General features: G+C 44.2%; 21 protein-coding genes and 2 pseudogenes. 15 read left to right on the top strand and 8 right to left on the bottom strand.

Features of this window, described 5'->3' with window-relative positions; all coding sequences use genetic code 11:
• A pseudogene (locus PN470_RS01960) lies at positions 1 to 131 on the bottom strand (IS607 family transposase); the annotation flags it as partial.
• Between the two features lie 441 nt (positions 132 to 572).
• Between PN470_RS01960 and infA the strand changes: the two are divergent.
• The 10 genes from infA to rpmE all read left to right on the top strand — a co-directional run bounded on the left by infA (position 573) and on the right by rpmE (position 5,431).
• Positions 573 to 803: a translation initiation factor IF-1 gene (gene infA, locus PN470_RS01955; RefSeq protein WP_002737109.1), complete on the top strand. Its 231-nt coding sequence runs from the start codon at positions 573 to 575 to the stop codon at positions 801 to 803.
• 127 nt (positions 804 to 930) lie between these two features.
• The gene (rpmJ, locus tag PN470_RS01950; protein ID WP_012593611.1) at positions 931 to 1,044 is read left to right on the top strand and encodes a 50S ribosomal protein L36; all 114 of its coding nucleotides are present in this window, start codon (positions 931 to 933) and stop codon (positions 1,042 to 1,044) included.
• Between the two features lie 93 nt (positions 1,045 to 1,137).
• On the top strand, positions 1,138 to 1,521 hold the full coding sequence (gene rpsM / locus PN470_RS01945; protein WP_002735415.1) for a 30S ribosomal protein S13: 384 nt from the start codon (positions 1,138 to 1,140) through the stop codon (positions 1,519 to 1,521).
• A 39-nt stretch (positions 1,522 to 1,560) separates the two neighbouring features.
• Complete coding sequence (rpsK, locus tag PN470_RS01940) at positions 1,561 to 1,953, top strand: 30S ribosomal protein S11 (RefSeq protein ID WP_002735413.1); 393 nt, start codon at positions 1,561 to 1,563, stop codon at positions 1,951 to 1,953.
• 179 nt (positions 1,954 to 2,132) lie between these two features.
• Positions 2,133 to 3,074 (top strand): DNA-directed RNA polymerase subunit alpha, encoded by a 942-nt coding sequence (locus PN470_RS01935; protein ID WP_002737965.1) that lies wholly within the window; start codon positions 2,133 to 2,135, stop codon positions 3,072 to 3,074.
• Between the two features lie 21 nt (positions 3,075 to 3,095).
• Complete coding sequence (rplQ, locus tag PN470_RS01930; protein WP_002760055.1) at positions 3,096 to 3,446, top strand: 50S ribosomal protein L17; 351 nt, start codon at positions 3,096 to 3,098, stop codon at positions 3,444 to 3,446.
• 2 nt (positions 3,447 to 3,448) lie between these two features.
• Positions 3,449 to 4,264, top strand: a complete 816-nt coding sequence (truA, locus tag PN470_RS01925) for a tRNA pseudouridine(38-40) synthase TruA (protein WP_069475085.1) — start codon at positions 3,449 to 3,451, stop codon at positions 4,262 to 4,264.
• A gap of 40 nt (positions 4,265 to 4,304) precedes the next feature.
• Positions 4,305 to 4,760: a 50S ribosomal protein L13 gene (gene rplM, locus PN470_RS01920; RefSeq protein WP_002735375.1), complete on the top strand. Its 456-nt coding sequence runs from the start codon at positions 4,305 to 4,307 to the stop codon at positions 4,758 to 4,760.
• 4 nt (positions 4,761 to 4,764) lie between these two features.
• Positions 4,765 to 5,178 (top strand): 30S ribosomal protein S9, encoded by a 414-nt coding sequence (gene rpsI, locus PN470_RS01915; protein WP_002737094.1) that lies wholly within the window; start codon positions 4,765 to 4,767, stop codon positions 5,176 to 5,178.
• Positions 5,179 to 5,197: 19 nt separating this feature from the next.
• The gene (rpmE, locus tag PN470_RS01910; protein WP_002735793.1) at positions 5,198 to 5,431 is read left to right on the top strand and encodes a 50S ribosomal protein L31; all 234 of its coding nucleotides are present in this window, start codon (positions 5,198 to 5,200) and stop codon (positions 5,429 to 5,431) included.
• Positions 5,432 to 5,874: 443 nt separating this feature from the next.
• On the opposite strand, the gene PN470_RS01905 is transcribed toward rpmE, so the two are convergent.
• Entirely contained in the window at positions 5,875 to 6,042 is a 168-nt protein-coding gene (locus PN470_RS01905; protein ID WP_016514325.1) for a hypothetical protein, read from the bottom strand.
• Positions 6,043 to 6,189: 147 nt separating this feature from the next.
• Between PN470_RS01905 and PN470_RS01900 the strand changes: the two genes are divergently transcribed.
• Positions 6,190 to 7,011, top strand: a complete 822-nt coding sequence (locus PN470_RS01900; protein ID WP_002777697.1) for a sulfotransferase — start codon at positions 6,190 to 6,192, stop codon at positions 7,009 to 7,011.
• A gap of 96 nt (positions 7,012 to 7,107) precedes the next feature.
• On the opposite strand, the gene PN470_RS01895 is transcribed toward PN470_RS01900, so the two are convergent.
• Entirely contained in the window at positions 7,108 to 7,308 is a 201-nt protein-coding gene (locus tag PN470_RS01895; protein ID WP_002735656.1) for a hypothetical protein, read from the bottom strand.
• A 402-nt stretch (positions 7,309 to 7,710) separates the two neighbouring features.
• Between PN470_RS01895 and PN470_RS01890 the strand changes: the two genes are divergently transcribed.
• Positions 7,711 to 8,664: an ABC transporter ATP-binding protein gene (locus tag PN470_RS01890; protein ID WP_103113343.1), complete on the top strand. Its 954-nt coding sequence runs from the start codon at positions 7,711 to 7,713 to the stop codon at positions 8,662 to 8,664.
• A gap of 22 nt (positions 8,665 to 8,686) precedes the next feature.
• Here PN470_RS01890 and PN470_RS01885 read toward each other — a convergent pair whose 3' ends face one another.
• Positions 8,687 to 9,439 (bottom strand): tetratricopeptide repeat protein, encoded by a 753-nt coding sequence (locus PN470_RS01885; RefSeq protein ID WP_103113342.1) that lies wholly within the window; start codon positions 9,437 to 9,439, stop codon positions 8,687 to 8,689.
• A 44-nt stretch (positions 9,440 to 9,483) separates the two neighbouring features.
• Here PN470_RS01885 and nblB point away from each other — a divergent pair, with 44 nt between their 5' ends.
• Both nblB and PN470_RS01875 read left to right on the top strand, forming a co-directional pair.
• Complete coding sequence (nblB, locus tag PN470_RS01880; RefSeq protein WP_002777701.1) at positions 9,484 to 10,149, top strand: phycobilisome degradation protein NblB; 666 nt, start codon at positions 9,484 to 9,486, stop codon at positions 10,147 to 10,149.
• 73 nt (positions 10,150 to 10,222) lie between these two features.
• Complete coding sequence (locus PN470_RS01875) at positions 10,223 to 11,314, top strand: tetratricopeptide repeat protein (RefSeq protein WP_271936286.1); 1,092 nt, start codon at positions 10,223 to 10,225, stop codon at positions 11,312 to 11,314.
• A gap of 212 nt (positions 11,315 to 11,526) precedes the next feature.
• On the opposite strand, the gene PN470_RS01870 is transcribed toward PN470_RS01875, so the two are convergent.
• Positions 11,527 to 12,000, bottom strand: a complete 474-nt coding sequence (locus tag PN470_RS01870; RefSeq protein WP_069475089.1) for a DUF29 domain-containing protein — start codon at positions 11,998 to 12,000, stop codon at positions 11,527 to 11,529.
• Positions 12,001 to 12,100: 100 nt separating this feature from the next.
• Entirely contained in the window at positions 12,101 to 13,087 is a 987-nt protein-coding gene (locus tag PN470_RS01865; RefSeq protein WP_002737778.1) for an RNA polymerase sigma factor, RpoD/SigA family, read from the bottom strand.
• A gap of 687 nt (positions 13,088 to 13,774) precedes the next feature.
• Between PN470_RS01865 and PN470_RS01860 the strand changes: the two genes are divergently transcribed.
• The gene (locus PN470_RS01860; RefSeq protein ID WP_002737360.1) at positions 13,775 to 15,199 is read left to right on the top strand and encodes a Ni/Fe hydrogenase subunit alpha; all 1,425 of its coding nucleotides are present in this window, start codon (positions 13,775 to 13,777) and stop codon (positions 15,197 to 15,199) included.
• Positions 15,200 to 15,499: 300 nt separating this feature from the next.
• On the opposite strand, the pseudogene PN470_RS01855 reads toward PN470_RS01860, so the two are convergent.
• Positions 15,500 to 15,928, bottom strand: a pseudogene (locus PN470_RS01855) (helix-turn-helix domain-containing protein); the annotation flags it as partial.
• Positions 15,929 to 16,049: 121 nt separating this feature from the next.
• Complete coding sequence (locus PN470_RS01850; protein ID WP_271936291.1) at positions 16,050 to 18,896, bottom strand: CHAT domain-containing protein; 2,847 nt, start codon at positions 18,894 to 18,896, stop codon at positions 16,050 to 16,052.
• Positions 18,897 to 19,304: the final 408 nt, after the last annotated feature.

Below are 19,304 nucleotides of genomic sequence, written 5' to 3'. Positions count from 1 at the left end.
GAACGGTCATCTTCAAAAATAATAATTGTTCCTGTAGGAAGACGTTCTCCTTGTAACTGCCCTCGATTCCACATTCTCCAAGCAGTGTCATAACTGATCCCTTTTTTCTTAGCATAATCTGATAGTTTTATATGAACTGCAGTGTAAACTTGTACTAACCATATTAGCAGTTGTTTGCAGTCATTTGCATATATTTTTACAAAACTTTACAATACTGCCTAGTAGTGGGGAGATGGGGGTGGAGACTGGAGTCAGGAGATGGGAGAGGAAAGATGGGGCGCTTTTTTGCTGTGAACTGAAAACTCACATCTGATCACTGATCACTGATAAGCTATACTGGGGGAACTGTGGTGACAGCACGGTTGCTGCTGCCGAATCGGCTCTCCTACTAGGTTCTGTGTGATAAGTTTAAATTACATAGGATCGATCAATCTTTGTGTCCTTTGTGTCTTTGTGGTTCGTTCCACCCCCCCGCTGGGAGGAATGTATCTTAGAATACATTTTAACCACCAAACCCAAGAGAGATCCGAATCATTAAATAAATTGTCCCCAGTGAAATTGAGGAATTAACTTTGTCTAAACAAGATCTCATCGAAATGGAAGGAACCGTCACGGAATCTTTGCCTAACGCCATGTTTAGGGTGGATTTAGATAACGGTTTCAACGTCTTAGCTCACATATCCGGCAAAATCCGCCGTAATTATATCAAAATCCTCCCTGGCGATCGAGTAAAAGTGGAACTCACACCCTACGACCTAACCAAAGGCAGAATTACCTATCGCCTGAAAAATCAAAAAAAATAGCGATAAATAGGGGCAGAGAAGCCAAAAAGCCTAATAAGCAGCCAAATTTATTTAAAAAAAATAGGTGACACGAGTAAAAGAAATCTGATATAATAATAAGCTTGCAGTGTTGCCAAAATAGTTAGGCATGAAAGTTAGAGCGTCTGTCAAAAAAATGTGCGAAAAGTGCCGCGTCATCCGTCGGCGCGGTCGAGTCATGGTAATTTGTTCTAACCCCAAACACAAGCAGAGACAAGGTTAAACCACCAAAGTCACTGTCTTGGGGCAGAGAATCGTTACCGTTAATTGTAGTCGTTTTTGGAAAAAAAATCGTTCATAGGGAGAAAAAAAAAGCGTGGCAAGGATAGCTGGTGTAGACCTACCTCGCGATAAGCGTGTGGAAATCGCCCTGACCTACCTCTACGGAGTGGGTCTATCGCGTTCCCAAGAAGTCTTATCCGCGACGGGTGTTAACCCTGACACTCGGGTCAAGGATCTCAGCGATGAAGACGTGGCGGCGCTACGGACTTATATCGAGACAAATTATCAAATCGAGGGGGATTTGAGACGCTGGGAGGCGATGAACATCAAACGCCTCGCCGATATCGGCACCTATCGAGGTCGTCGGCATCGGCTAGGATTACCCGTGCGCGGGCAACGGACGCGAACCAATGCGCGGACCCGTCGCGGTCGTCGGGTGACAGTGGCAGGGAAGAAAAAAGCCCCCTCCAAGAAATAATTTTTTATTCATTGCGATATCCCCCAATCAAGAAAAACTATGGCGCGACCAACCAAAAAAACCGGACCGAAAAAACAGAAAAAAAATATTCCTACCGGAGTCGCTCACATTCAATCGACCTTCAACAACACCATTGTCACGATCGCCGATACCAAAGGCGATGTGATCTCTTGGGCATCGGCGGGATCGAGTGGTTTTAAAGGAGCCAAAAAAGGAACCCCCTTCGCCGCCCAAACCGCCGCCGATAACGCTGCCCGCCGAGCGATCGAACAGGGAATGCGTCAACTAGAAGTGATGGTTAGTGGCCCCGGGGCAGGACGGGAAACCGCAATCCGGGCCCTGCAAGGAGCAGGATTAGAAATCACCCTGATCCGGGACGTGACTCCCATCCCCCACAATGGTTGTCGTCCTCCCAAACGCCGGAGAGTGTAAACAGTGAACAGCTTTTTCAGGTGACAGGGATCTTGAGGCCGACAGCCGTTAGCTTTGAGCGCATCAGCAGCAGAATCGGGTCGTCAAAGACCATCTGAGCAAAAAGCTAAAGGCTGAAAGCCAAAGAAAACTGAAAACTGATAACTGATAACTGATAACTGAACAAGGGAGGTCAATCGGTGGCGCAATTTCAAATCGAGTGTGTAGAAGCAAAAACTTACAAGAATCAGAGTCAGTACAGTAAATTTGTACTAGAGCCTCTGGAAAGAGGCCAGGGTACAACCGTAGGTAATGCCCTGAGACGGATTCTCATTTCCAATCTGGAAGGGGCGGCCGTGACGGCCCTGCGGATCGCGGGAGTCAATCACGAATTTGCCACCGTCGAGGGGGTACGCGAGGACGTGATGGAACTCATGCTCAACATGAAAGAAATCATCCTGAAAAGCTACACCAATCAAACCCAGATCGGGCGTTTAGTGGCAACTGGGCCGGCGACAGTAGTGGCGGCACAATTCGATTTACCCTCAGAAATCGAGATAGTTGATCGCAATCAGTACGTCGCCACCCTAGCCGAAGGGGCCAAGCTAGAGATGGAATTTCGCGTGGAAAAAGGCAAAGGCTACCGGGCAATTGATCGCAGTAAAGAAGAAGCCACTTCGCTCGACTTTCTGCAAATCGACTCTATCTTTATGCCCGTAACCAAAGTCAACTACAGCGTCGAAGATATCCGTTCCGAAAGCGGTCAAGCTAGAGATCGTCTGCTCTTAGAAATTTGGACAAACGGGAGCATTAACCCCAAAGAAGCCCTTTCCCAAGCGGCCGATATGCTGGTTAATCTCTTTAACCCGCTCAAGGATCTCAACGCCCTCGAATCCTCCGGTAACTTTGACGACCAAGAGATCAACCAAGAAAACCAAATTCCGATCGAGGAACTACAATTATCCGTGCGCGCCTACAATTGCCTGAAGCGAGCGCAGATCAACACCGTAGCCGACCTCCTCGATTACAGCCAAGAAGATCTCTTAGAAATCAAAAACTTTGGGCAGAAATCGGCTGAAGAAGTCATTGAAGCCCTACAAAAACGGTTAGGCATCACCCTACCCCAAGAAAAAAGCAAGTAAACCCAATTCCAGGAAAATACCATGAGACATCGGTGTAAAGTGCCTCAATTGGGTCTGCCGGCTGACCAAAGAAAGGCACTGCTGCGCAGCTTAGCCACCCAGCTAATTCTACATGGTCAGATCACCACCACCCTAGCGAAAGCGAAAGCGGTGCGAGCAGAGGTAGACCACATTATCACCCTAGCTAAAGACGGTTCCCTGAGCGCCCGTCGCCAAGCCATGGGCTACATCTACGACAAACAACTGGTTCACGCCCTCTTTGAAGGCGCACAAGCCCGTTATGGCAACCGTAACGGCGGTTATACCCGGGTCGTGCGTACCCTGCGCCGTCGCGGGGATAATGCCCCCATGGCGATTATCGAACTGATGTAACGATGACAGCTTGCCCCCAGTCGCGGATCGCCCTAGTTATCCAGTATGTGGGAACTAATTTCCACGGCTGGCAACGGCAACCCCATCACAGGAGCGTGCAGGAAGAAATCGAGAAGGCTCTGGCCGATATTCTCGGTTATGTCGTCACTCTGCACGGGGCCGGACGTACGGATAGCGGTGTTCACGCCGCCGCCCAGGTTGCCCATTTCCAGCAGCAGAGTCCGATCCCACCTGCCCATTGGGCCAAGGTTCTCAATGCTCGGCTAGATGACGATATCGTCATTCGGGCTTCGGCTCAGGTTCCCGATCGCTGGCACGCCCGTTTCTCGGCCCTCTGGCGACGTTATCGTTACACCCTCTATACCGACCCCATCCCCAATCTCTTTGTTAGCCCCTTTAGTTGGCACTACTACCATCGTCCCCTCGATGCCGATTTGATGGCCAGGGCCCTGGCCCCCCTATTGGGAAAGCACCATCTGGCCGCCTTTCACCGTGCCAACTCTAGCCGTGACCATTCTTGGGTAGAAGTACAGGGGGTGGAATGCTACCGTCAAGGGCCGTTTATACAGATGGAAATTCAAGCCAATGGCTTTTTGTACGGGATGGTGCGGCTATTGGTGGGAATGTTGGTAGAGGTAGGAACTGGCGAGCGATCGCTAGAAAACTTTACCGACATCTGGGTCAATCAGCGCCGAGAATTGGTCAAATACGCCGCACCAGCTAAAGGACTATGTTTACTGCGGGTGGGTTACGCTGATTTTCCCTTTGCCGATAGCGTCTGGTGCGAGACTCAGCCTCTTTATTATTTCCGAGCATAGAGATTCAAAGTTTATTTTTGTAAAGCAAGGCAAACTGACCATGAACAAAACACCGCTACCAAATTTAGAGACTCTAGAGCAGAAATGGTACGTCATTGATGCGGCCGATCAGCGTCTAGGTCGTCTGGCCACCGAAATCGCGATGATTCTACGGGGCAAAAATAAGGCCACCTTCACCCCCCATCTGGATACGGGGGATTTTGTCATTGTTATTAACGCCGAAAAAGTAACGGTAACGGGCAAAAAACGCCAACAGAAAGTTTATCGCCGCGACTCCGGCAGACCGGGTGGTATGAAGGTAGAAAGCTTCGATAAACTGCAAAAACGCATTCCCGAACGGATTATCGAACACGCTGTTAAGGGAATGCTCCCGAAAAATAGCTTAGGTCGGAAATTGTTCACGAAACTGAAAGTTTATGCCGGTGCGGAACATCCCCATCAGGCACAACAACCGGAAGTTTTAGCGATTAATACGATTCCCGCAGGAGGAAATTAAGTCAATGCAAGCCACGGACAGTAAAAATAAGGTAGTTTATTGGGGAACGGGACGACGCAAATCGGCGGTCGCTTCCGTGCGTCTGGTGCCGGGGACGGGGGCAATTACCGTTAACGGTCGCGATGGGGAAACCCACTTTAACCGCATTCCCACCTATATCCAGACGATTAAAGCTCCTCTGGAGACTTTGGGACTGGAAAACGAGTATGATATCATCGTTAAGGCCGAGGGCGGTGGTTTGACCGGCCAAGCGGACGCGGTGAAATTGGGTGTCGCTAGAGCTTTATGTCAATTGGCCCCGGAAAATCGTCCTCCCCTCAAGAGTGAAGGTTATCTGACTCGGGATCCCCGGGCGAAGGAACGGAAAAAATACGGTCTTCACAAAGCGCGTAAAGCGCCTCAATACTCGAAACGTTAGGTTAATAGAGAGGTTTATTATGCCGAAAAAAATTCATCCTACTTGGTATCCGGAAGCTAAGGTGATCTGTAATGGTGAAGTGGTGATGACGGTGGGTTCGACCAAACCAGAAATTCATGTGGAGGTTTGGTCGGGTAATCATCCTTTTTATACGGGAACCCAGAAGATGATTGATACGGAGGGCCGGGTCGATCGCTTCTTGCGTAAGTACAAAATGGGTGATAAGTCAAGCAAAAAGGCTGATCAGAAATAATTCTTTACTTTTGCCTTTTTGACCCGGTGGGGAGATTTTCCCGCCGGGTTTTTTGCTATCTTGAGGCTAGTAGAGTCATTATCGATCTTCTGGAACTTTCGGAAATCCCTGACCGAATCCAGATTCTGAAACCCTTGCTTGACAACTGATCGCTAACTTTTTTCTAATAAAAACTCTAATTTCGGGTTTCTGTTAGTTGGGACTTGCTGAAAATTACTGGAAGCCTTGCTAGAAAACGGTTTTGGGACTTTTTTCGCCCAAAAAGTGCCAGAAACAAACGTTGAGAAATCGATCCGAGGGACTCAAAACCCTTGCACTTTCCGGAGGCGATGGCAAAGGGTTCCGCTTCCAGACCTGCGAGGTCATTCTGTTATTCTGACTGTTATTCTGACTTCCCCGACCGAAGACCGACGACCGACTCCTAACCCCACCAATAAACTTTTTCAGCAAACCCTAACTAATTTTTCAGCACAGGCTCTTAATTCCTCCATTGTACCCAGTCCGGGGCGATTAACCTTTTCCCCGCTTAAAGGGGCCGTGTCAATAGCGAGTACCTTTTCCTGGAAGGGAAACTGACTCATTTTGACTAGATGGGGAATAGTGTTGATCATAAACCAGACATTGGTTCGCGCTGTAAAAAACCAGAGCTAACAACTTGGCAATCCCATTTTGTATAAACCTCACTTTTATTTGGGTCTTAAATGGGATACATTATAGGGGAATCTTAGCGACAAGTTGACGCAATTCCTGATTAACCTATGACTATAGCCCTCGATCGCTTGCCCCAATCTTGGCAGGGTTTAGCCCATCGTTTAACTTATAAGTATTTTCAGGCACGCATTGATATACCCAAAGACCCCTATAAAATTCTCTTTCGTCCCCAACCCTATCAGGTTTTATTTATTCTTAGCCATATGCGATCGGGTTCGTCTTTATTGACCCATATCCTCAATTCTAATCCTGAAATTATCGGTTTTGGCGAAACTCATCTGGTTTATGAGAGTGAACAGGATTTTAAAACTTTAATGTTTAGACTCCACTGGCGTTTGAAAGATTTAAACATGAATCATAAATATATTTTAGATAAAGTTCTTCACGATGAGAAGTTTTTAGATCATAGTTTTTTGCAATCTGATGCGGTTAAGACCATATTTTTACTACGAGAACCGAAGCGCACTTTAGCTAGTATTCTAGATATTAAACCCCATCACAATGAGCAGCAAGCCCTGGGTTATTATACTGGTCGTTTAGCCACTTTAGAAAGTTATGCCCGCTTAATTAACAGTCAAGAAAAGAGTTTACTTATCACCCACGATCAAGTATTAAACCAAAGTCAATTGGTCTTTAATAGTTTACAAAGTCATCTCGATACTAAAACGGGATTTTCTGAAGAATATCGAGTTTTAAACACTACTGGCATTCGTGGGCTAGGCGATTCTTCCGAGAATATCAGAGCGGGTAAAATTATTAAACAAGCCAGAAAATTAGATATAGAAATTTCCGACGATGTTTTAACCCAAGCCCAAAAAGCCTACGATCAATGCTACAAAACCCTTAGCCATTATTGTCATTGTATCTAAGCTGAATCGGGGATGAGCAATAGCCTTGATTCTCTCCTCGGAGTCCCAAGAAAACCCCCCTAATTCAACTCTAGGTTGATCCTTTAGTAGGTTCGATTAGCCTTCAATATTAGCAATTGTAAAGCCCATCTGACACTCGTAGAGATTGGGCTGTTGGCTGCCCCCTTTGCCTAGGGAATGACCACAGCCTAGTTTACCCTCTCGCCACCGGGGCTGCCCCTGCTGGTTGGCTAAAAGACAGCCCTGACACACAGAACCCGTATCGAGAATGTGTTCGTCGGTTAAGATCACTAACATGACGTTCACCCCCATTGATCTCCGATTATTCTTGTCTCTATTGTAGGATGTTTTTTCTGAGATGTAGTGCCGCGCTATACATTCCGCTACTTTTTGGCTTTTTTTCGCCTGGACCCTTCTTATACAAGGTATTTACCGATCAATTGTGAATACTCAGAAGATAAGGCGGCTCTTCTAGGTTCTGTGTGAGGATGTTATAATATCAATACAGAATAGGAGGTGGGTTATCTGGATAAATTTTGATCAACTCCTCGATTTACCAAATGTAACAGTGGTCAATTATCAAAAAATTGAGAAGATATTAAGACTTAAACAATTTAACAACAACCAGCGGAAGTCATGGGAGATAAACCCTGTATTCTTGGTTAGCGAGTCACCCTCAGAACCTAACTTAAAAACTTTATGAACGCACCCGAATTAGCCATTGCTACCGTTGGTTTAACCAAACAATTTGACCGCCATGGGGCTGTTAATCAAGTAGATTTACAGATTGAAGCGGGGGAAGTTTACGGGTTAATCGGTCCAAATGGAGCGGGAAAAACCACTTTAATTAGGATGTTAGCGGCAGCGGAAGAACCGACAACGGGAGAAATATATCTGCACGGAGAACGTCTTTTAAGAGATGAGAGTAATCCCCGTCTCAAAAGAAATTTAGGTTATCTACCCGATAATTTTCCCCTCTACGATGACCTAAATGTCTGGAATTATCTTGATTATTTTGCCCGTCTTTATCATATCCCTCGCTCCCAACGTCATCGCCGCATTTATGAGGTTCTAGAACTGGTACAATTAACCAATAAAAGTCATAATTTGATCGCTACTTTATCCCGGGGGATGAAACAACGTTTAAGTTTAGCCCGAACGATTATCCATGAACCTTTAATTTTACTTCTCGATGAACCGGTTTCTGGATTAGACCCGATCGCTCGCCTACAATTTCGTGAGATTATTAAAGTCTTACAATCGGCAGGTATGACTATTTTAATTTCCTCCCATGTCCTTAGTGATTTAGCGGAACTTTGTACTTCTGTGGGTATAATGGAATTAGGTTATCTAGTGGAAAGTACCTCTTTAGAGGAATTAAATCAACGTCTAGCTGGTCAATACTTGCAGATTACGACTCTAGGCAATTTAGAAGCCTTAGAAACCGCTCTTGAACAATGTGTTTTTGTGGAAAGTTGGCAAAGAATTATTAATACTAATACTCTCCGAGTTAAATTTACGGGAACCCTAGAAGATAGTGCCGAATTGTTGAAATCTTTAGTCGTTTCTGGCCTGGCCTTAAGGGAGTTTTATACTTGCCGCGAAGATTTAGAAACTATTTTCCTAAAACTGGGACATCGACAGGCATCTTAAGGGGAAATAATAATTTTTAAATCTAACCAGATAGTAACTTTTCGACTAATTTAATTTGCTCCTGACTAAAACCCGCTTCCTTCAGGTGTGCCAGAAACCATTTTTCTCGATAACGACCGTCTAAATCCCTAGCCTTTCTATAGGTATCCCGCGCTTTTTTACTATCACCTTGATCTAAATAAATCATTGCCAAAGCCACAAGAGGATGGGGATTATTTGGCTCTAATTTAACTGCTTTTTTAGCGTTAGTAATAGCTGAATCAAAATCTTTTAGGCGATGATAGGCGAGGGATAAATTATAGTAGGCGATTTCATTATCGGGTTTTAAACTAGCGGCTTTAGTATGAGTGACTACGGCTTTTTCAAGATGACCACCGACAAGATAAACAATACCCAAAGCATTATAAGCAGCCACATGATCGGGAGCAATTTTAATCGTTTCTTCGAGAGTTGTTTGTGCCGCTAAAGGTTGTTTAGCTAGGTGTTGTGTCCAGCCTAAAATTACTCTCCCGTCTAGATGATTGGGGTTTAACTGTACCGATTTTTTTAAAGCCTCAATACTTTTGATAAAATCTCCCTGTTGACGATACTGTAATCCCAATTGACGATAACGATTAGCAGCCTTAATGTCTGATGGGGGAATAATCGGACTGGGAGAAGGAGAAATGATTATCTTAGCCGTCGGTTCTCTTTTAGGGGGAGAGGGGGGACTACAGCCCCAAAAAACCGGGGAACTAAACATGATCAAGATAGTCAGGATTCGATAACTATTCATGGGACAATTAATACCAGTCCAATTGTTAAGGGTGTCATCAAATTATGAATTATTCCCCCGAATCCGTGCAACGGCTGCTCGATTCCAATGATTATGGCGATCGCTTATCGGGAGTTAATCAACTGCGTTATTTAGCCCCAGAAATCGCCTTCGAGATGTTACAGCCTTTAATTAACGATAGTAACGCTAGGGTGCGTTATTCGGCGGTAAGTCAGCTAGATATCCTCGGTCGTCAGAATCTCGATCTGGCCTTAACTATTCTACGCGATCGCTTGTTAAATGATCCCGAAGCAGACGTGAAAGCGGCCGCGGCCGATGCGATCGGGGGGTTAAAATTAACGGCAGCCTACGATGATCTGGTGGCCGTCTATGAACAATCCAGCGACTGGTTAATTCAATTTAGCATTGTGGCCGCTTTGGGCGAATTGGGGGAACCCCGGGGCTTTGAACTGCTCGAAATCGCCCTAAACTCCGATAATGAACTGGTAAAAACGGCCGCCGTTAGCGCTTTTGGGGAACTAGGCGACCCTCGCGCCGTCTCTTTACTCGTTCCCTTGGCTAATGATGATGACTGGCAACTGCGCTATCGTCTTGCTCAAGCTTTAGGCCGCTTAGGGGGGGAAGATGCGATCGCTGTTTTGACCCAGTTAACCAGCGATAAAAGCGCCCAAGTTGCCCAAGAGGCCCGCAATAATCTCGTCCAAGGGTGATGCAGAATAGTTGATTTTTGTCAATACCATTTACAATAAATTTTAATTAAGAATCGTTAACAAAGGTAAAGCGATGGAACAATTTACCCGTTTAATCTTGCTCGTCAGTCTCCTTGCGGGGGGCTGTTTCTCTGCCTCAATTGCGATCGCTGATAATCCGGCGGGGGCAATCGTGAGCAAGGATTCACAGGTTAACGAACTACTGCGTCAAGCGCGGCAATTGGTCAAAAATGGCAATTATGGGGAAGCTATAGCCGTTTACGAGCAGGCTGCCGCCCTTGATGGCAATAATGCCAAAATTTTCTCTGGGATCGGCTTTTTACAAACGCGGCAAGGGGATTATAACGCCGCCGCCCAAGCATACCAAAAAGCTTTAAGTCTCGATCCCAGCAATCCTGACTTTTTTCATGCCCTCGGTTATAGTTTGGCTAATATCGGCGATTACGACAATGCAGCCACTTCTTACTACTACGCTATCCAAATAGAACCGAAAAACGTCCAACACTACCTCGGTTTAGGGGTGGTATTATTACGGCAAAAAAACTATGCAAAAGCGGGCGAAGTTTACCAATGGATTTTAGCTCTCGACCCCAATAATCAGCAAGCCCACGAAATCATGGGTAAAGCCTTGATCGAACAGAATAAAAGCAGCGAAGCCTTCGATTTTCTCCAAAAATCCCTGCAAAGATTCCCTAACAATAGTGAATTAAGATTGCAACTGGCCAGCCTTTTGCTCAAACAGGGCGATTTAAATGGTGGAACCCAAATTTTAAAAGAAATAGAGCGACAAAGTGCAGGAAATTTTTTAATTCAGCTAAAAATAGGGATTTTACTCGAAAAACAAGAGCGTTTTGACGAGGCTCTCCCCTTTTATCGTCGGGCTGCTTTCCTAGAACCCCAATCGTTGGAAGCACAAGCGGGAATCGGTCGCATCCATCTGGCCAGAAAAGATTATCTTGCAGCAATTATCGCCTATCAAGATTTGGCCGAAATCGCCCCCAATAACGCTGATGTCTATCTTAATCTCGGTCGGGCCTACGCGGGCCGAGGACGAAAAAGAGAGGCGGAGGAAGCTTTTAAGCAAGCGCGAGCGGTTTATGTGCTGAAAAATAATCAATCTGGCCTGGAGGAAGTGGATGCCCTGCTGAAGAAATTGCTTGAGTAAAACCAGATCAGTTATCAGTTATCAGTTATCAGTTATCAGATTTGAGTTTTCAGTTCACTGATGACTGTTTAGCGATCAAGGAGTAATTTATACTAAATCCGTTGAATATAGGCTACTTATCAGGACAGGCACTCATGCAATAGGCAAGAGGCAAAAGGGGGAATAAATAATCAGTCTTTAATAACCAGATTTAGTATTAGATAGTCAATAGTTTATTCCCAATTGATCGGCAGCCATTGATGATCTAAAACCTGTTCGAGATTAAAAATTATCTGACTGGGTAAACCGCCGGGGGATAAACCCATTTTTTTCCGGACGGCCTCTAAAGCTGTATGGTAGGATGGCTCAAAAATCTCCCGAAGATAGGGCTTTAAACTAGGGCTATCCTCCAGTAAATCTTGAATTTCTGCCCGAAAATTATTGATTTCTCCATTCCAATGATTACCATTCCGGTCTCTTTCCGATTGCCAGTAAGTTAATTTGAGTAAATGTTCTAGGAGACGAGTTAAAAGACTTTTGAGCGCGTGTCTTTCACTTCTCCCCATCGATTCAATCTCCTCAATTAAATTGTCTAAATCCACCTCGGCAAACTGGCCTTTTTTTAATTGTTCTGCCGTGGTTTTTAGCCAGAGATAAAAATCTTCTTCGTATAGTGTTGGGGTCGCTGTTTCTGTTGATCTAGTCATGACGGAACTGCCACAGGTGAAAACTAATCGGGATTCTATATTAATTAAACCCAAAAAAAAGAGAGCTTGAACTCTCCTTCTTGGTTATTTGCTAATCTTACTAACTAGCGACAATATATTCCTTGACGTTGGCCCGGCGACGGCGTAAATGAGCCAGGGCCTGGTGTTCTAATTGTCGCACCCGTTCCCGACTGATGTTCATTCTCTGACCGATTTTGGCTAGGGATAACTCCTTGCCATCGGTTAAACCGAAACGGAGAGTAATCACTTCCCGTTGTTGGGGGGTTAATTCGGCCAGGAGATTGGCTAAGTCTTGCCGTAATAACTCTTGGGTGATGAAGGTATCGGGAGAAACTCCGCTATCTTCCAATAATTCCGACAATTCCGTATCTTGGTTATCGCCGACGCGCACATCAAGGGAGATGGGTTGACGGGCCATACTGAGATATTCGCGGATTTGAGCGGGTTCTAGCTCTAATTCCAGGGCAATCTCGGCAGGGGTGGCACTTCTGCCCAGTTTTTGGGCGAGTTCGCGCTGAGTTCTTTTGATTTTATTCAGTTTTTCGGTGATATGGATGGGTAAACGAATGGTGCGGGCCTGTTGAGCGATCGCACGGGTAATCGCTTGTCGAATCCACCAGTAAGCATAGGTAGAAAATTTATAACCTTTGGTGGGATCAAATTTCTCTACACCTCTTTCTAATCCCAGACTACCCTCTTGAATTAGATCGAGGAATTCCATGTTCCGCTTTTGATATTTCTTTGCGATCGCAACTACCAAGCGGAGGTTAGCTTCAATCATTTTCCGTTTAGCTCGATCGCCAGTTTTCAAGGCGCGATCCAGTTCATTTTCGCTTAAATTCACCGAATCCGCCCACTCCAAGCGCTGTGGTTCCCGTCCTAATTGTTTCGATAGTGCTTCTTTCGCTTCTAACAGGCTCATCATCCGTTGGACTTGTTTGCCGTAAATAATTTCTTGTTCGTGAGTTAGGAGGGGAACCCGCCCAATTTCGTGCAGATAGGTACGCACCATATCGGCATTGAGGGTGGGCTGTGGTTGAGTTTGGTTGGTTTTTGCTGTGGGCATTGGTTTGGTGGTGACTCCTTGACACAGAAAAAGTCTGTTACTATTCCGACTCGCGGGTGAGTCTGGCTTATCTGAAGTCGGTATGAGTTCGATTCGGAATTCCTTTGATTGTATCCTGTGCTTTTAGACGCAGACAATCCCCTAAAGGTTCAAAGCTAATTCATTCTTTGGTATGATGTTAGGTTTATCCTTTTTCCCCCAACATTTAGAACAAAAGTATTACAGCCTAGAACTATCAACTACAATCGCTTGTTTTTGGGTCGCTTTTTCCCGAATCCTCGGCAGTGCCGCTGATACTGTTAGGTAAGATTACAAGACAAAAAGGTGATTTTCCCGATTAGTCATAAACAATTTGGCTGACTTCCGACCCTTTCGCCCTCAGCTTTGAGAGGAAGACTGACAGCCGAGAACCGACTTCTATATATATAATGACCGATCAACACCAGCAAAGTGAGATGTAATCATTGCGGATTTCCGAACTATTTTCTGTAGTATTTGTTACAAAATGCCAAATTAGCCGCGATTGAGAATCGGGAAAAATTGTTATAAAAATTAGGATTGCTAGGAGGGTAATAACTATCATAGAAACAGCAGGGCGGAGATCGGGATAAATTATCGTTTAAACCAAGCTCGATCGCAGTCTCCACAATGCCGTTCTGTGGAACTCCTGAACAATGAGGACTTACTATGACTAAAACCGTCGTTATCGATCCCGTCACCCGGATCGAAGGCCATGCCAAGATCTCGATTTTCCTTGACGATGGGGGGGAAGTGGATGACGTGCGTTTTCATGTGGTCGAGTATCGTGGTTTCGAGAAATTCTGCGAGGGACGGCCGATGTGGGAGATGGCGGGAATTACTGCCCGAATTTGCGGCATTTGCCCCGTTAGTCACCTACTTTGTGCCGCCAAAACCGGCGATAAAATTCTAGCGGTGCAAATCCCCCCTGCGGGGGAAAAACTGCGGCGCTTGATGAATTTGGGACAATTAACCCAATCCCATGCTTTAAGCTTTTTTCATCTTAGCAGTCCCGATTTTCTGCTTGGTTGGGAAAGTGACCCCGCTAAACGGAATGTGTTCGGTTTAATTGCGGCCGATCCCGACCTAGCGCGAGCAGGCATCCGTTTACGTCAATTTGGACAGAAAGTTATTGAACTTTTGGGAGCAAAAAAAATTCACCCCGCTTGGTCTGTGCCGGGGGGTGTGCGTTCCCCTTTAAGCGAAGAAGGGCGACAATGGATTAAAGAACGACTGCCGGAGTCTAAAGCGACTCTTTACACGGCTTTAAACCTATTTAAAGGACTTCTGGACAATTTAACCACAGAAATCGCCGCTTTTGGTAATTTCCCTTCTCTATTTATGGGATTGGTTGGTAAACGGGACGAGTGGGAACACTACGGTGGTCATATTCGTTTTACCGATAGTCAAGGCAATATCGTAGCCGATAACCTGAGCGAAGACAATTATCGCGATTATATCGGCGAATCAGTGGAAAAATGGTCTTATTTGAAGTTTCCCTACTATAAACCCCTCGGTTATCCCAATGGTATCTATCGAGTTGGTCCCTTGGCCCGCTTAAATGTTTGTTCCCATTTTGGCACGGAGGGAGCGGATATCGAGTTACGCGAATATCGCCATCGGGTCGGTGGTGTAGCAACCTCTTCTTTTTATTATCATTATGCTCGTTTAGTCGAGATTTTGGCTTGTTTAGAACAGATTGAACGTTTAATCGATGATCCCGATATAGTTTCTCAACGCTGCCGGGCCGAAGCAGGAATTAATAATCTGCAAGGGGTGGGAGTTAGTGAAGCGCCCCGGGGTACTTTATTCCATGATTATAAAGTGGATGAAAATGGTTTGATTGAAACGGTGAATTTAATTATTGCCACAGGTAATAATAATTTGGCCATGAATCAAACGGTGAAACAAATCGCCCAACATTATATCCATGGTGGCGAAATTCCCGAAGCGATGTTAAACCGCGTAGAAGCGGGTATTCGTTGCTATGATCCCTGTTTAAGTTGTTCTACTCACGCTATGGGACAAATGCCGCTACAGCTAGAGTTAGTTAATGCAGCCGGTGAGGTGATTAATACTCGACAAAGGGGTTAATTATCTAAGTTGTTAGGGTGTTAGGAAATAGGGCAAATTCCTCCTAACACCCGGGGCTATTTCATTTTAGATGATAAGATATTGGGGGAAAATAAAACGGTTCTTCGGTTTGTCTTATGCAACGTACAGGGTTATAAGGAATGAAACTCTTATAGAGAAAAACATTTGGCGATTTTTGTCAATTGTTTTCAATCTAGAGCGAACTAAATCAATTAAATCTCTTGCCAGATAAGGATTTAGTGGATTTATGCCGCACTATCGAACCATAACAAGTAACGAAGAACCTTTTATTTATCTGAAAAAAAATTTTTTCTGTTTCTTTTTGGGGCGTTCAATGGGAGTTTCCGTTACATCCACTACCCTTACGACCGGTATCTCTGCTTGATTTAGTAGAGCTTTTTTTCCTTTTAAACGGAAGTTTCCCGATTGTGAAAGCATTTTTTCCGTCTTATTTACAGCCTATAGTTAATTCTGATATTTGACCGCTTGTACCAATGTGAAAATATGTTCTATATTCTCGCCAATATTCTAACGTTACTAAAACTTGTTCTTCTATAGATAGTTTAGGTTTCGGTCCGCTTTTAGATACTGAATTAGAGTCGGCTTCAACACTTTTTACTGATTCTACCATCCTACCATCTTTCTATAGGTTTGTTTATACACACCGAAACGGCGTTTGAACTGTTCATCTGATAAGTTTTGATAATCCATATTTTTGCTAATAAACATAGCAAAAGTATGGATGATTTCCTGACCTAAGATTACATTTTATTCTTTTTTCCACTTCCATCTAAAAATCGAGAAAAAAGCAAGGCCTTCCATTATACCATAAAAAAATTATGCAAGAGGTCTAATTAGCAGCCCCAATCAAAATAAAGGGCGACCAAAAGAAAGGATGGCTTTTAATTTGACTCAGTTTGGCCTGTCGCATGGCTTCACTTTTAGTCATACCATTCTTGAGATTTTGATAAAATTGGGTCATAATTTCGGCACTGGTATTATCTTCAGCATTCCAAAGACTGGCTATTACTGATTTAGCACCGGCTCTTTCTAAGACGTAAGCAAGTCCCGATATTTCCTGACCGTCTGCGTTGGCTTCCTTGGCGGTTTGACAGGCACTCAGGGTGATTAATTCGGTATTTTTTAAGCCTAATAATGCGGCATCGGCGATGTTATATTGCTCTTTATTGGCGAAAAGAATAGTATTAGCTTGCATACCCAAATTAGGACAGCCAGCAAGATTAAAACAGCCATGAGTTCCTAAGTGTAAAATCGGAAAGCGAAAGGCTTGTTTTTTGAATATATCTAGAGTTGCATTTGTACCGAGATATTTTTCACTTCCGGGAAAGGTTTTGCTGATAGTTTCTGCTTCTATTTCTGTGCCTTTAAGTTCTTCTTGGGTGGGTTTAGGGTTAGCAAATGCTAGACCTTGTAAAGGTTTTCTTTCGGTCGCGGGAGGGGTAGATGTGGAGATGCGAGTTAAATAATAAATTGGATATTTTTCTAGGAGAACTTGGTCATTTTTCTTATCGTAGAGAGTTTCAAAAGGAATATAGCGCAGTTGTCCAGTGGCGATGATGGCGATATTTTTTCGGAAACTGGTGGCGATTTGGGACTCGATGGGACGGATCAGAATCTCATACAATTTACTACCGGTAACGAGGTAGTCGGCATTTCGACGATCAGCTAATTGGGTACGGTATTCGCTGACGAGTTTATTCAATTCATCGCGTTTTGTATCACTTTGAATAACGATTAATTTTTCTCTAGTAACGAGAAATAGGGCGACTTTATCGCGGAGGGGAACGGGTTGAATAACGAGGGTATCAGGAGCGATATTTTTCTGTAGTTGGGCGATGTCGGTGGGTTTAGTTTCAAAAAGTTCAGCAATTTCAGGATATTTCTGTCCGATAGTTTCCGCATTTTTATACACTTTCTCCTCGAATTGTCGGATCTGTTGTGCCAGTTCTTGGGAGTATTTATCCTGTAGTTGTCGGCGCATTCCTTCGAGTTGTTGATTGTCGGTGTTCCAGTTATCAAGTGCTTTTTGTGCATCGGGATCGGCAACTTTGGCATTAATCAGGCGATTGTAATCGGCAAGATCGGCGGTAGTGGCGAGGTTAAGCCATTGAAAGGCTTTTTCGGGTTGGTTTTGTTGGATTAGGACTTCGGCGAGGGTGATAACGGTTCTTTCGTTAGAGGCTAAAAAATCCTTGCGATCGTCGCGGGATAATCCTCCACGTATTTCTAGGTGGATAGTTAGGGAAGCTTCGAGGTTTTTAATAGCTTGTGTAGGTTGATTTATGCTTTGATAAGCTAGGCCAAGATTATTGAGGCTGAGAGCTTCTCCAGCGCGATCGCCGATTTCCCTCGCGATGGCTAAAGACTGTTGATGGTACTCGATCGCTTTCGCGTACTGTCCGAGAGATTGGTAAGCGGCTCCTAAACTTTCTATGGAAGCGGCTTCTCCCGGTCGATCTTTAATCTCTCTAGTGATATCTAAAGCTTGTTGAAGATACTTGATCGCTTTCTCATACTGTCCGAAAGATTGGTAAGCATTTCCTAAATTGCCAATAGAAGCTGCCTCTCCCTGTCGATCTTTAGTCTCTCTCTTGATAGCTAAAGACTGCCAATAGTAATCGATGGCTTTCGGATACTGTCCGAGATATTGATAAACGGAACCTAAATTTCCTAAAGATCTTGCTTCTCCCCATCGATCTTTAATTTCCCTCGTAACATCTAAAGCTTGTTGAATATACTCGATCGCTTTTTGGTACTGTCCAAGAGAACGGTAAGTGATTCCTAAATTGCCTAGATCGTAGGCTTCTCCCTGTCGATCTTTAATCTCCCTTACGATGGCTAAAGACTGTTGGTAGAACTCGATCGCCCTCTGATACTGTCCGAGGGAGTAGTGAGCATTTCCTAAACCGCTCAAAGAACGGGATTCTCCCAAACGATCGCTGATTTCTTTTTTAATAAATAAGGATTGCCAGAATAATTCAATCGCTTTTTGAAATTTTCCTAAAGAATTATAGTTATTCCCCAAGTTATGGATAACCTGAGCTTCCATTTGAAGATCGTTTAATTCCTTCGCAATAGTTAAAGCTTGTTCATGGTGTTTAATGGATTCTCTATAATTGCCCAGAAAATAATAAGTAACGCCTAGATTATTTAGAGTATCAGCCTCTCTATCTCGTTCTTTTAATTCTCGAAAAATTGCAAGGCTTTCCTGACGATATTTAATTGATTTCATATAGTCGTGAAGATCATTATAAGCATCTCCTAATCTTCTGAGAATGATTCCCTCTCCTAGAAAAACAACTTTCTCTCCTTGCCGATCATGAAATTCTCGCATAATTGCTAAGGCAAGCTGATAATATTCTATTGCCTTGTCATGGTTTTCTAATAAATGATTATTAGCTCCCAAAATTAGTAAAGCCTTTGCTTCTCCTTGTTTATCTTTAACCATCCTGTAAAGAGTTAGTGCCTTTTGAATGGATTCAATAGACGCTTTGTATTCATCAACTTCATGTTGCTGAAATGCTTGCTCTAAAAGCCTATCTGCTTCTGCTTTCCTCGCATCCGTATTTTGCGCTATTACCGCAGGGACGAGAGAGGAGAGTTTCCCGTTAACAACTGGTAGGGTGACGGTAGCCACTAGGGAAAGGGTAAGTAATGCGTAAAATTTGGGATTCATAGTTATTTCCGCTATCAGTTATTAGTTAATATACCTCATCATGAGTTCCAATGTTAATCAAAACTATCCTATCTGTTTGAGTTTTCTCGTCTCGTTCTAAATAGAAAATGATGCGGCAATCATAACTACAGGAACAATCTCTCAATTCCTGATATTCTCCCCTGACTCGATTAACATTTCTTGCTGTTCCCTGGGTAATTGACTAACCAACTCCAGCGCGTTTTCAAAGGTAATCATATTGAACTCCCTTGTTAAATTTAATGCGATAACAGTCCTATTTAAGTACGAAGATCTGATCAATGACATAATTTTTCCCCTCGCTAACCCGACATTAGAGGAATCTTTAATAAATGTTTCCTAATCCAATCAGCTAAGGGACTTGCGTGGGAATAATATCCCAATCGATCG

Origin of the sequence: Microcystis sp. CS-574 (assembly GCF_028329095.1) — a bacterium.
In the GTDB taxonomy this organism is placed as follows: Bacteria; Cyanobacteriota; Cyanobacteriia; order Cyanobacteriales; family Microcystaceae; genus Microcystis; species Microcystis ichthyoblabe_A.
The sequence above is the reverse complement of the archived record's forward strand: the minus strand, read 5'-3'. Positions and strand labels throughout refer to the sequence as shown.